This is a genomic window from Flavobacterium sp. HJSW_4 (assembly GCF_042436695.1).
In the GTDB taxonomy this organism is placed as follows: Bacteria; Bacteroidota; Bacteroidia; order Flavobacteriales; family Flavobacteriaceae; genus Flavobacterium.
Genome location: NZ_JBHNPP010000018.1, coordinates 1 through 13629 on the forward strand (window position 1 = coordinate 1; position 13629 = coordinate 13629).

11 protein-coding genes are annotated in these 13629 nt (G+C 33.2%); 5 read left to right on the forward strand and 6 right to left on the reverse strand.

What is annotated here, in order from left to right:
* The coding region (locus tag ACE01P_RS16345) for a DMT family transporter (protein WP_379699902.1) at positions 1–765 on the forward strand (765 nt) is incomplete at its 5' end.
* 270 nt (positions 766–1035) lie between these two features.
* Here ACE01P_RS16345 and ACE01P_RS16350 read toward each other — a convergent pair.
* Together ACE01P_RS16350 and ACE01P_RS16355 are read right to left on the reverse strand one after the other, a co-directional pair.
* Positions 1036–3084, reverse strand: coding sequence for an insulinase family protein (locus tag ACE01P_RS16350; RefSeq protein WP_379699905.1), 2049 nt, complete (start codon positions 3082–3084; stop codon positions 1036–1038).
* Positions 3085–3096: 12 nt separating this feature from the next.
* Positions 3097–4419: a M16 family metallopeptidase gene (locus tag ACE01P_RS16355; protein WP_379699907.1), complete on the reverse strand. Its 1323-nt coding sequence runs from the start codon at positions 4417–4419 to the stop codon at positions 3097–3099.
* A gap of 273 nt (positions 4420–4692) precedes the next feature.
* On the opposite strand from ACE01P_RS16355, the gene rplU reads away from it, so the two are divergent.
* The 3 genes from rplU (at position 4693) to ACE01P_RS16370 (ending at position 6831) form a co-directional block, all read left to right on the forward strand.
* Positions 4693–5130: a 50S ribosomal protein L21 gene (gene rplU / locus ACE01P_RS16360; protein ID WP_379699910.1), complete on the forward strand. Its 438-nt coding sequence runs from the start codon at positions 4693–4695 to the stop codon at positions 5128–5130.
* A gap of 24 nt (positions 5131–5154) precedes the next feature.
* Positions 5155–5415 (forward strand): 50S ribosomal protein L27, encoded by a 261-nt coding sequence (gene rpmA, locus ACE01P_RS16365; RefSeq protein WP_012023622.1) that lies wholly within the window; start codon positions 5155–5157, stop codon positions 5413–5415.
* Positions 5416–5538: 123 nt separating this feature from the next.
* Complete coding sequence (locus ACE01P_RS16370; RefSeq protein WP_379699913.1) at positions 5539–6831, forward strand: hypothetical protein; 1293 nt, start codon at positions 5539–5541, stop codon at positions 6829–6831.
* 56 nt (positions 6832–6887) lie between these two features.
* Here ACE01P_RS16370 and ACE01P_RS16375 read toward each other — a convergent pair whose 3' ends face one another.
* Positions 6888–9641 carry an AsmA-like C-terminal region-containing protein gene (locus ACE01P_RS16375; protein ID WP_379699916.1) on the reverse strand — a complete coding sequence of 918 codons (2754 nt, stop codon included), beginning with the start codon at positions 9639–9641 and terminating at the stop codon, positions 6888–6890.
* 53 nt (positions 9642–9694) lie between these two features.
* Positions 9695–10276 carry a tRNA-(ms[2]io[6]A)-hydroxylase gene (locus tag ACE01P_RS16380; RefSeq protein WP_379699919.1) on the reverse strand — a complete coding sequence of 194 codons (582 nt, stop codon included), beginning with the start codon at positions 10274–10276 and terminating at the stop codon, positions 9695–9697.
* A gap of 113 nt (positions 10277–10389) precedes the next feature.
* Between ACE01P_RS16380 and ACE01P_RS16385 the strand changes: the two genes are divergently transcribed.
* Positions 10390–11631 carry a glycosyltransferase gene (locus tag ACE01P_RS16385; RefSeq protein ID WP_379700048.1) on the forward strand — a complete coding sequence of 414 codons (1242 nt, stop codon included), beginning with the start codon at positions 10390–10392 and terminating at the stop codon, positions 11629–11631.
* A gap of 66 nt (positions 11632–11697) precedes the next feature.
* On the opposite strand, the gene ACE01P_RS16390 is transcribed toward ACE01P_RS16385, so the two are convergent.
* Positions 11698–12576 carry a helix-turn-helix domain-containing protein gene (locus ACE01P_RS16390; protein WP_379699922.1) on the reverse strand — a complete coding sequence of 293 codons (879 nt, stop codon included), beginning with the start codon at positions 12574–12576 and terminating at the stop codon, positions 11698–11700.
* 95 nt (positions 12577–12671) lie between these two features.
* Entirely contained in the window at positions 12672–13202 is a 531-nt protein-coding gene (locus tag ACE01P_RS16395; RefSeq protein ID WP_379699924.1) for a carboxymuconolactone decarboxylase family protein, read from the reverse strand.
* Positions 13203–13629: the final 427 nt, after the last annotated feature.

Consider the following 13629-nt stretch of genomic DNA (forward strand, 5'->3'; position numbering starts at 1 on the left):
ATCCAAGTTGGTTCTTTCCGAATTATTTTTGCCGCACTTTTTCTGTTGATTTTTGGTTTTAATAGTCTAAAGAAAATTTCTAAACGTCAGTGGAAATATGTTGCCATAACTTCCCTTTTCGGAACTTTTATGCCAGCTTATCTTTTTGCGATTGCAGAAACTCAGGTAAATAGCTCTGTTGTAGCAATTTTGAATTCGCTCACGCCTTTAAATACTTTGGTTTTAGGAATTATAGCTTTCGGAATTCAGTTTCAAAAACGACAAGTTTTGGGAGTTTTTGTTGGGCTTGTAGGTTGTTTGCTTTTAGTTTTAAGCGGAGATTCTTCTAGCGGAACTCAAAATTATCTTTATGTTGTTTTGGTTGTAATTGCAACGCTTAGTTATGCTATCAACGTAAATCTAATTAAGAAATATTTGCACGATCTGAATTCGGTTAGTATCACAACAGGGAATTTTGCAGTTTTGTTTTTGCCTGCTTTAATTATTTTAAGCACAACCGATATCAGTCAAAAAGTACATTTTGTAGAAACGCAACATTCTATACTTTTTGTAATGATTTTAGGTGTTTTAGGAACTGGAATTGCAAACATTCTTTTCTTTAAACTAATTCAAATGTCGTCGCCTGTATTTGCAACGTCAGTAACTTATTTGATTCCGATAGTTGCCTTTTTTTGGGGATTATTGGATAATGAATTCCTAACGCCAATTCAATCTGTTGGGGCGTTTATTATTTTGATCGGAGTTTATTTGTCGGCAAAAAAATGATTTCGAGTTATAAGTTATGAATTGTAAGTTATGAGTTAAAGTTGCTTTTGTGCAATGTAAAATGGATTGAAGTTTTATCTGTCACTCTGAGCGGAGTCGAAGAGCGCAAAGGGCTTCGATGGAGTTTATTCTGAGGAACGAAGGGTTCAGCCAGACAAACGAGATAAATAAAAAAAAGCTTTGTCAAAGTTTCAAACTTTGACAAAGCTTTTTAGTTTTGGTGATTCAGAATCTTAGTATCTTAGTATCTCAGAACCTTAGCATCTTAGATTAAAGAAAATCCTTCTCAGAAACTCCTTCATTTATTTTAATATCAGACATTTTGATGTCCAATTCGAAACCAACATTTTGAACTAAATTAAAAGGAACTTTAACACCTTTTACTTCTTTATAATCGTTGAAATTAGTGATTTGCTCAACTGATTTTCCGCCTTGTTCACGAACTTTTGATTCTGCTATTTTTAAGCCAGATTTAACATCATAATAATACGTTGTTTTGCCGTCTTTGATTACATAAGCATCATTTCCGTTAATTGGTTCGATTCCTTCTACTTTTAAATCGGTTCTTTTTACGAGCTGTAATTCTTCAAAAGGAGCGGCGTTTGCTTTCATGTCCGCTAAATCTTCGCCTTCAAGGTTTTTTCTTTTTCCTTGCTGTTCAACATAAGCGCCTTTTTCATTCACGACTTGTTTCATTAAATTCATTGTTCCCATAGAAAGCGAAACCATCATTTTACCTTTCGAATCTAATTTAGAAGTAAAAGTTAATGGAGTAGGAGCTTGAGGAACAGTTGTTGAGCCATTCATGTATAATGTTTTAACTGCAGTAACAGCTTTTTCTCCGCCAATAGCTTTAATATAGTTTTCAAAAACTGTTTTTGCTGTAACGTCTTTTGGCGCTTCTTTTTTTGTGGCAGGTTTTTCAACTGGATTTCCGTATTTATCGAAATAATGAATCGGAATTTGTAATTTTTCTAAACCAGGAATTACATCAGTTCCTTTTCCGACAATTACGATGCGCATATTGTCTAATAAGAAATACTTGTTGGCAACACGGTAAATATCGTCTGCAGTAACATTATTGATGGTCTGAATGTATTTTTCGTAGAAATCAGCAGGAAGTTTTTCTGTTTCAATGTTTAAAGCATAACGCGCAACAGCTTGAGGTTTTTCAACTTGCATTACAAATCTTCCGATATATCCTGCTTTTACATTTCTTAAAACTTCTGGATCAACTCTTTCTGTTCTAATTCTTTTGATTTCTTTTACAAATTGAACAACGGCGCTATCTGTTACCGTATTTCTTACCGCTGAAGCAGCTTTAAATTTAGTAACATATTTTCCGCTTCCAATGCTAGAATTTGCGCCATACGTCCAAGCGTGCTGTTCGCGTAAATTCATGTTCAAATAACTATTAAAATCACCGCCAAGAATTTGATTTGCAATTACAGCAGGAAAAAAATCTGGATCGCTCATTCTTAAATTTACAGTATTTACTAATGAAATTTCAGATTGAACCGCATTTGGAACATCAACAAAATCTATTTGTAAGTTGGCAACATTTTCTGGAGTTGGATAAGTGTTTTTTGGTGCGCTTTGTTTTTTCCATCCGCCAAATAATTTCTCAACGGCCGCTTTTACTTCTTTAAATTTAATGTCGCCAATAACTACTAAATAAGCGTTTTCTGGAACAAAATAAGTGTTGTAATTGTTCTGAACATCTGTAAGCGTTACATTTTTTACAGTTTCTTCAGAAAGAAATTCTCCGGTAGGATGATTTTTTCCAAAAGCCAAAACATCGACTACTCGATTTGAAATAGCTGGAACGCTTTTTTCGTCTGCTTTAAGACCTTCCAAAAGTTTTGCTTTTTCTTTGTCAAATTCAGTTTGAGTAAAATTTGGCTGTAAAGCACCTTCAGCTAAAAGTTCTAAAACACGTCCAGAATATTTTGATAATGAACTTGCGTAAGCTCCTTGAGAAGTAAAGTTGATATTAGCTCCGTAAAAATCAATCTCTTCATTGAATGCTTCTTTGGTTGTTTTTTTAGTTCCGTTTCCAATTAAACTGCTCGTCAATTCGTCAACCCCTTTTTTGTTGCCTTCAGTAAATGGAGCGTTGTCTAGTGTAAGTGTAAAACTAACTCTAGGCAATTTGTGGTTTTCAACAATTAAAACTTTCATTCCGTTTGATAAAACAAAGGTTTGAGGTTTTTTGATGTTGACTACCGGGGCATTTCCTGGTTTGGGTTGTGGACGATCTTGTGCTTGCATAGTTCCAGTTAGGAAAATAAGGATTAAAAAAGGATATATTTTTTTCATGATTCGATATTCTTAGTTTTGAGATTTGGCAGTTGGAATATAATCTAAAGTCAAACGCTGATTCGGATTTAAATATTTCTTAGCAACTTCTCTTATTTCTTCTCTTGTAATAGAATGGTAAATGTCGATTTCGGTATTAATTAAATTAACGTCGCCATAAAGTAAATAATACGAAGCAAGATTTTCTGCGATTCCTTCTACGCTCGAATTGGCATTTACATAATTGTTATCGAATTTGTTTTGTAATTTTTCATAGTCTTTTTCAGAAATTAGATCGGTTTGAATTTTTACGATTTCCTCATCCATTTCTTTTAAAATATCGGCTGTTGTGTATGGAGCCATTGGAAGACCGTAAAGAATGTACATTCCGTAATCTTCTTGGCTAAATCCTACTGCGCCAATTTGTAACGCCATTTTTTTGTCGTCAACGATTTTTTTGTAAAGTTTAGAGCTTTTTCCATCACTTAAATAAGACGAAATCAAGTCTAAAACCCTTGCATCTCTAGTTTTCATTGAAGGCGTTCTGTATGAAGCCACAATCATTGGAATTTGAATGTTCGGATCTTCATAAGTTGCTTTAATCGGCTGAGTGATTGGGTCTTCTGTATAAGTTTGTTTTTTAAGTTCTTCGCCTTTCGGAATTGGTCCAAAATATTTCTGAATCCATTCTTTTGTTTTTGTTTTTTCAAAATCTCCAGCAACAACTAAAACTGCATTGTTTGGCGTATAGAATTTTTTATTGAAAGCTTGAAATTCTTCTAGTTTTGCAGCGTCCAAATCCTCCATAGAACCAATTGTAGTCCATCTATATGGGTGCTTTTTGAACATATTCTTTTTAACCTCCGGAAGAATATTTCCGTAAGGCTGATTGTCGTAACGCATTCTTTTTTCTTCTTTTACAACTTCATTTTGCGTGTCAACTCCAATTTTATTAATAATAGGATGCATTAGTCTTTCAGACTCCATCCATAAGCCAAGTTCTAAACTGTTAGAAGGAAAAACTTCATAATAATAAGTTCTGTCATCAGATGTGTTGGCATTATTTACGCCTCCATTTGCAGTAACAATTTTCATCCATTCCCCACGTTTTATATTTTGGGTTCCTTCAAATAATAGATGTTCAAAAAAGTGTGCAAAGCCGGTTCTGTCAGGACGTTCGTCTTTTGATCCAACATGATACATTACCGAAGTGATAACAACTGGAGCAGAAGGGTCATTGTGTAAAATGACATGAAGCCCATTCTCTAGATCGTATTCTTCGAAAGCTACTTTTTGGGCATGAGCCACTCCGCCAAGCATTAATGCAGCACTTAACATCATTATTGATTTTTTCATAAAGATTAATAATTTTAAAATATCAACAAGAGTAGGTAGACAAGAGTTGATTTTGATTATATCAAAAGTAGTTTTTTTTACTTATGTATTACAGATTTGTTTTCAAATAAATAGGATTTTAACAATCTTTTACTTTAAATTAATTTGATTTTTGGCGTGGAACTGCTTGAAAAACAAGGTTTTTATAAGTGAAAATATTTTTGCTTTTAGGGATTGCACAGTAAATTATTAGTTGTATATTTGCAACCTTAAAAATCAATAAATCAATTTGGTATGTATGCAATCGTAGAGATAGCAGGGCAACAATTTAAAGTAAGCAAAGACTTAAAGGTTTATGTTCACCGTTTGGCTAACGAAGAAGGTTCAAAAGTTTCTTTTGACAAAGTTCTTTTATTAGACGATAACGGAAATGTAACTTTAGGCGCCCCAGCTATAGAAGGTGCTTCAGTAGAAGCTAAAGTGTTACAACACTTAAAAGGTGATAAAGTTATCGTTTTCAAAAAGAAAAGAAGAAAAGGATACAAAAAAAGAAATGGTCACAGACAATATCTTACACAAATTGTAATTGAAGGTATTACTGCAGCAGGAGGAACTAAAAAAGCAGCAGCTAAAAAAGCGGTTGTAGCAGAAGAAGCATCTACTGAAGAAGTAGAAGCTCCAAAAGCAAAAAAAGCAGCTCCAAAAGCTAAAAAAGAAGCTACTAAAGAATAATAACAATATTTAAACTCATACGTCATGGCTCACAAGAAAGGTGTCGGTAGTTCGAAGAATGGTAGAGAATCAGAATCAAAACGTCTAGGCGTTAAGATTTATGGTGGACAAGCTGCTATTGCTGGGAACATCATCGTTAGACAAAGAGGTTCAAAACACAATCCAGGTGAAAACGTTTACATTAGTAAAGATCACACTCTTCACGCAAGAGTTGCTGGAGTTGTTAAGTTCCAAAAGAAAAGAGATAACAAATCTTATGTATCTATTATCCCATTCGAGGCATAATAATCATAGATTGCTTTTTATAAAAAACCCGTTCAGAAATGATCGGGTTTTTTGTTTTTTATACTTTTATAAAGACTTTAAGACTTATATTTACTTTTAGATTTTGTTTTTAAATATTTAAAGTTGAAAAAAATAATACTACTTATACTGCTGTCTTGTTTCAGTATGTATGCAAAAACTGCTTCAGACAGTATCAATGTTAAATTGAATTCATTAAACAGCGAACAGAAAAATGTTTTGTATGAATTGGCGGTTCTTAAAAAGAATGGTTTTGAAACAGAACAATTCTGGACGAAACATAAAAGTCAATTTCCTAAATTTGATGATGAAGTAAGAGATCAGTTAGCTTCTGAGGTTCTTGCTAATTCTCAAATCGTATATACTCTGCCAAAAGATTCGGCAATTCAATTTTGGATACAAGCGCAATCGCTGGCAAATTGGATGTTTTATCTGTCGGCATTTATTGCTATTTGTGCCATTATTGCTCTGTTTAAGCGATATTGGAATTTGCTGATTGATCTTGTGATTAGACATTTGGCGCCCTTATTTCGATTTTTATTTTCGCCCGTTTTACTGACTTATGAATTGCTGATTGCTGGAGCTTTCTGTGTTTATTATGGAGTTTCTATCGAAGAATTTGTACTACGCACGGTTGTTATTCATGTCGGATTGTGCTTATTGTGGAGTCAGACGACAGCGATCTTTACTAAAGAATATTTTATTAAGAAGTACATTTTTAAAGTAGAAAATAATTTTTGGGCGGAAAGTCCATGGGAAGCGGTAAAAACAATTTCTCTACCTGGATTATTTCTTACGCTTGCGCTTGTATATGTATTGTGCAAAGTTCCTCAGGACGTTTTTTATAACTATGAAATTGTATTGTCGGGAATTGCGACAATTTATGCTTTACCTTTTTGGCGCACTTTAGAAAAATATTTATATCCAATTTTGTTTCCTTTTAAAAATGATAAAAGAGATCGAGAAATAAATTCTCTAGGAGGATGTACTGTTATTGCGCTTACTGCGGTTGTAGTGCTTATTCTTCAAGAGAATTCTCTTTTTTATAATGTCATATCGGCTTTAATAAGCTTGTTGGCCATATCGTTCTTGATTTTGTCTTTAAAAATGAACTACAGATATGAATTCAGAAATTATTACTATCTGCAGTTTGTCACCGTACTTTTTTTGGGTTTAACCTTCTTGTACGGCTTCAGTTATCATTTAAATGAAATTGTTTGGTTTTCGCTGATAGGAACAAGTGTTTATGTAGTAATTAAATATTTTGAGATCTTTTCGTTTTTCTCTGATTGGAAAAGGAGTAAAGCTTGGGCTTGGAAACTTTTAGGAGCAGCTGCCTTATTGTGGCTGTTGGCCAAAGGGATTTTATATGTTTCTAAGATTCTCTATGGAGTTTAAAATAAAAAAACCGAGGCGCATAAGCTTCGGTTTTCTTTTATATAATTAGAATTTAATTATTCTGTATCCTTGGTCTCTTCGAGATCTTCTGTTTTCTTGCCGACTTTTACTTTTGGATTATCTTGAGTTCCTGTTACAGTTAACGGAATTCCGAAAATTCCAAAAGGAGGCAATCCTAAACGCATTTTTAAGTTCAATCTGCCGTCTAAGCTTGTTGTTCCTTCAATTCTTGGTCTAAAGCCTGCAAACTTAAATTTAAAGCGTTCTACAGTTATAATATTGTTCTTAACAGTTGTTTTAATATCAACTTTAGAAACATCCGGGTTTTTTATAGACTGTGTATTCGTTTGTTTACTTACGGCATTAAACATTTTTAAACCTCTCACTTTTACATTTTTTACAGAAAGTGTTCCGCCACCCACAAGAGAAGGGTAAACAGGTTCCATATTTCCATTCAATCGACCTTTTAATTGATAATCTAAAGAAACGATTCCTTGCGCTTTCTCTGCTGCACTAGCCATTTTTCTGAAAACGTCGATTTCGTTGTAAGCTCTTTTGATGTCAAAATCTGTAGCTTTTATAGCGTAATCAAAATTTGCTTTCTGCGGAGTGACCGCTTGATAATTGGCATTCATAGCAACATTGCATCCAATTAAATTGAAACCAGTGTTTTGCATCGTCAATTTACCCTTTTTCATAGTTAAATTTCCAGTTGCATTTTGAAGGTTTAGTTTGTCGAAATTTACTTTTTGAGCATTTGCAATCAATTGTAAATTTAAGTTGTTCGGAATAATGATAACACCAGTCTGCGCCTTTTCTGATTGTTTTGTCTCTGCTTTTGGAGCTTGCGTTACAGGTGTGTTTGGATCTACGCTTGACATAAATTCGTCAACATTGATATAGCGAGAAGTAACTTTGAAAGAACCTCTTAAAACGCCTGTATTGGTCATTGCATAATTAAAAACGTTTTGTAAATAACCATTCATCTTAAAGTCAGACTGCCCGTAAGCTGCCAAGAAATTATTAAACGACATTTTATCCTGATTGATTTTGAAAATACCTTCTTTGATAATGAATTTCTTTGGAAGATATTCAGAAGCAATTCCAATGTTTCTTAATTCAAGAGTTCCTTTATTGTTTAATTTGCTGTAATTTCCTTTTTCGGCATCGCTTTGTTTTCCTTTCAAGGCTAAATCAGCTTTTATAAAACCATCAAGATCAAGACCTTTTTGAGAGAAAACTTTATAAATTCTGTTCACGTCCAATTCTCCTTTGGCTTTTATATCATAATTTAAATCATCAAAATTGCTTAAATCTGCCTGAACAAAAACTGGTTTTCCTTCAAAAGTAAATTGAGTTGGCGTTAAGCTTATCTTTAAATCTTCAAAAGTTCCTTTTTGGTTTTTAATGTTAGATTTGATCGTAATATTCGTAATTGGATTTGGGTAATAAGATGTTTTTAAATAGCCATTATCCAAATTAATTGTTCCGTTTGTAACGGGAAAACGTTTGTTTTTCTGATCAAATACTCCGTTAGCTTTTACGTCGCCCGCTAAGGCTCCTTTTAATTCGATACCAGGAATTCCAAGAGCATTACTTAATTTTTCAAGATCTATTTTAGCTTTAAAATCAGCATTAATCTCTGAGGTTTTTAATCCTTTAATGAAAAACTTAGATTTTAAATAATCCTCATTAACATTTAGAGAAAGGTTTTTAGCATCAACAATAACTAAATCCGGATTTAAAGACGGAACTTTTGTTTTGATGTCTAAATTTAAATTAGAAACAGGAAATGCGCTCTTGTTATAATTTACAAAACCATCTTTTACTTTTACATCCAAATCTAAATCTGGAGCAATATTTTGAGAAGTAATGTATTTTCCTTTTAAAGTTAGAAGAAGGTCTGTTTTTCCTTTTAATTCAGTTTGAGAAAGCCAAGTAATATATTTTGGCGGGAAAGCAGTAAATACGTCATACAGCTCGCTATTATCAGATTTAATAACGAAATCCATGTTGTAACCATCTTTTAAAATGTCAAATTTCCCTTTAAAGTCAACCAAAAGCTGATTGATTTTAAGGTTGTTCTGCTGGAAAAAGAAAGAAAGTGAGTTGATGTTGACTTTTGTAATCAAATCGGCATCAATCTTTTTGTTCATTAAATACGGTTCATTTTCGTAAACGATATTTAATTTCTCGATTTTGGCTTTCGAATACAAGTCAAAAACCGCTTTGTTTAAATCTCCTTTTCCTAAATAATTGAATCCGAAAGCATCAAAATGAACTTTTGTCGATTGATCATCGTAAACAATTTTACTGTTTAAAATTTCAATTCGCTCCAATTTTAAAGCAGTTTCTGTGGTGTCATTCGACTTAGCTGCTTGTTCTTGCGATTTATAAATGTTGTAATTCGCTTCTCCATTCGGATTCACTTTTACATTTATAAAAGAATCTGATAAATAAATCTGATCAATTTTTACCGATTTGCTGAAAATTAAACTCATGACATCGATTCCAAAAGAAACCTCTTTTGCAGTGATGAATTTTTCGTTTTTATAGGGTGCAGAACCGTTTAAACTTAAATTGTCTAAAGTTAAAGTAAGAGAAGGAAAATGGCGAAAAAACGAAACAGAAACATCAGAATAATTCAATTCTGCGCTTAATCTTTCGTTGGCTGTTTTCTTTATTTGTTCTTTAATTTGGTCCTCAAAGACGATAGGCGTTAAAAATAATAATCCTAAAATAACCGCGAAAGTTATTCCGAAATACTTCGCAATTTTAAAAACGATTGATCTGGATTTACTTTTCTGCATAGCGAAATGTGGTATTTAAATATAAAAATAGAGTAATAAAAAAAGAGCGTAATTTATCCGTGAACGGTTTCGTTTTTACCATAATTGGTAATAATAGAACCTTCATATTCAATCCATTCTTTCCATCGTTTGTCGATGTCGATGTTGTCTTGATATTTTCTGGCAAAGCCTAAAAATGTAGTGTAATGTCCAGCCTCAGAAATCATTAAATCTCTGTAGAATTTAGCTAGTTTTTCGTCTTTAATATTTTCCGAAAGAACTTTAAAACGCTCACAACTTCTAGCTTCGATCATCGCAGAAAACAATAATCGGTCGCAAAGAGCGTCTCTGCGGCTGCCATCTTTTTTCATAAATTTAAAAAGTTCATTTACATAATGATCTTTTCTTTCACGACCAAGTGTAAGTCCGCGCTCCTTTATGATGTTATGAACCATTTGAAAATGCTCCAATTCTTCTCTGGCAATTTCAAGCATTTCAGTTACTAACTCCTCTAATTCAGAGTTATACGTAACAATACTGATTGCGTTTGAAGCAGCTTTTTGTTCGCACCAAGCGTGATCCGTTAAAATTTCTTCGATGTTTGATTCGACGATGTTTACCCATCGAGGGTCGGTAGCTAATTTTAATCCTAACATGACAGCGGTAATTTATTTGCTGCAAAATTAGTCTTTTTTTACAACCAAAAGTCAGTAAATATGGTGCAAAAATGTGCAAAAAAGCATTATTTTGTAAAATGAAACCAAATAAAATGGAACAGTCGAAAAAACTTTTGATAATTGGATTTGTGTGGCCTGAGCCAAAGTCTTCTGCTGCAGGCGGAAGGATGATGCAATTGATTTCGATTTTTAAACAAAATGGATTCGAAATTACTTTTGCCAGCGCTGCACAAGACAGCGATTTTATGGTTGATTTATCTGAGTTTGGAGTGATAAAAAAGAGCATCGAACTCAATTCTTCTACTTTTGATAATTTTATTTTGGAATTAAATCCAGACGTTGTTCTATTTGATCGTTTTATGATCGAAGAACAATTTGGATGGCGAGTGATTGAAAAATGCCCTAAAGCAATTCGAATTTTAGACACCGAAGATTTACATTGCTTGAGAACGGCAAGACAAAAAGCTTTCAAAGAAAATCGAACTTTCGAAATCCAAGATTTATTATCTGAAGAAGTAGCAAAAAGAGAAATTGCTAGCATTTTAAGATGTGATTTGTCTTTGATTATTTCTGAATTTGAAATGAATGTTCTAAAAGATGTTTTTAGAATTAATGAAATTTTACTCTTTTATCTTCCGTTTTTAGTTGATGAAATGAAAGAAGAAGAGCTTTTAAAATTGCCTTCTTTTGACGAAAGAAAAAACTTTGTTTTCATCGGAAACTTTCTTCATGAACCGAATTGGAATACCGTTCAATATTTAAAAGAAGCAATTTGGCCTTCTATAAAAAAAGATTTTCCAGAAGCTGTTTTGGAAGTTTATGGAGCTTATCCGTCTCAAAAAGTATTACAATTGCATCAGCCTAAAAATGGTTTTTATATCATGGGAAGGACAGAAGATGCAAATGAAATTGTAAAAAAAGCTAAAATTGTTCTAGCGCCAATTCGTTTTGGAGCAGGTTTAAAAGGCAAACTTTTAGAAGCCATGCAATGCGGAACGCCAAGTATTACGACTTCTATTGGTTCTGAAGCAATGCATGAAGATTTAGCTTGGAATGGTTTTATTGAAGATAATCCAGCAGAATTCGCTAAAAAAGCCATTGCCCTTTATCAAGATGAAAATCTCTGGAAAGAATCTCAAAAAAAAGGAATTGAAATCATTAATAAATGCTATCAAAAAAGTGATTATGCAGAAAAACTTATTTCATTGACAAATTCACTTTTAGTAGATTCAAAAAGCCATCGTCTCCACAACTTTATGGGGAATTTATTGCAACATCACGCGTTTAAAAGCACGATGTACATGTCAAAATGGATTGAAGCGAAAAATAAGTAAGCAGTCCCAGTCTCAGTTTACAGTAATCTGCAACTGAGACTGTGACTGAAAACTGTGACTAAAAAATTAAGCTTCCATTTTTCCAAAACCTACAGTTTCGCGATAAATTTGAGGCGAAACATCAGCATTTGTTTTGAAGAAACGGCTGAAATAATGTTCGTCATCATAGCCTAATTCGTAGGCTATTTCTTTAACTGTTTTATTGGTTAGGTATAATTCTCTTTTAGCTTCAATAATAATTCGTTCAGAAATCAAATCAGTTAAGGTTTTGTTGAAATAATTCTTAGATAATTTAGCCAATGCTTTTGGAGAAATATTCAATAAATCTGCATAATTTCCAGCTGAATGTTTGGTCTTGAAATTCAGTTCGATGGCATCTTTTAGGTTCTGAAGAATAATTGGTTCTTTTGAATCTGGAACCGATTTCATTTCTTCCAATTGATCCGTTTTTAATCTTGAAGCTGTAATTAAAAAGATTTTCAAATAAGAAATAAGCAATTCATATTGCGCCAATTCAGCATTTTGAATCTCAGATTTCATTTGGTCAATGACCATATTAAATGTTAATGCAGCTTGTTCTGTAACTTTCACATAAGGCGGCTGATAAATATTATTGAACAAAACACCATTGCAAGAAACCTCTTTTTGATGCATGTGAATGCAGTAAAAATCAGGGTGAAAATGAATCGCAATTCCTTCAATTGGCTCATTTACACAAAGCATAAAGGGCTGATAAGGCGAAAAGGCGAGAAGTGAATTTTCTTCAAAATAATGTTCAGCAAAATCGGCTTTTACTTTGCCTTTTCCTTTGGTTATCCAAATCAACGAATAATAATTATTTCGCTGTAAATGATCAAAATGGCTGTTATCATCAAAAGCAAGAATTTTGAAAGCCAAATTCCCATTTTGCGGATTTATTAAAGTGAAAACATTTTGTGAACTCATAATTTATTCATTTTTGGAAATATAAAGATAGCTCTCAAATAAATTCGGAGCTATCTTTATACATTCTTTTTTGTTATTGCGAAAGTGCTGTTTAATTATACTGCAGGAAAATCAATTTCAGTATTCGCTAAATTGTTGAAGTAGTTTGTTAGTACGTTTAAAGCTGTATGTGCAACAGTTTCGGCAATCTCTGCATCAGAAACTCCAGCGTTTTTAGCTTTGTTTACATCTTCGTCATTTACTAAACCATTTTTGCTGATTAATGTTTTTGCTAATTGTAAAATAGCTTCTGTTTTAGCGTCAGTAGAATTTCCTGTTCTCGCTGCGTGTAAAACTGCTGGATCAGCTTTTACTAATTTTTCACCAATAAAAGTGTGAGCGGCTAAACAGTAATCGCAAGAATTGCTTTCTGAAACTGCTAAAGCAATTAATTCACCTGTTTTTGCGCTTAATTTTCCGTGGCTCAAAGCGCCACTCAAGTTCAAATATCCTTCCAAAACTGCTGGAGAATTCCCCATTGTTCTCATCATGTTCGGTACAACGCCTAATTTTGCTTGTACAGCGTTGAATAAATCTTTAGTTTTTCCTGTTACTTCTTCTGGGTTTAATGCTGTTAATCGTGTCATTTTATTTGATATTTAATTGTTGTTATTTGTTGTTGTCTTTTGACATTACAAAGGTGCGACGATTACAGATCTTAGAACATGGAGGATTGACGCTATGTGATGGACAATTTTCCCTGATAGTTTTTTAGAGTAAAATGATATGATTTTTCAGGAGCTAATCCCGCTATCCGTTCCAATCTTTTGTGGCGAACCCCGCCACAAAAGGATTTCCACTTCTATCGGGGCTAGGGTGTTCGTTTTTTATAAGATGTTTTTTAGGAATAAAAATTCCGGAGGAATGAAATATTTATAGATTAATTGTCTAGGATATTTAAAAAAGCTCCAGCGGAGCGACATATGTTCGATAACTGGATATGTCACTCCGCTGGAGCTTTTTTAAATGAAATTAATTATTTCTATACATATTTCGTCCCGCTGGGACTTGTCA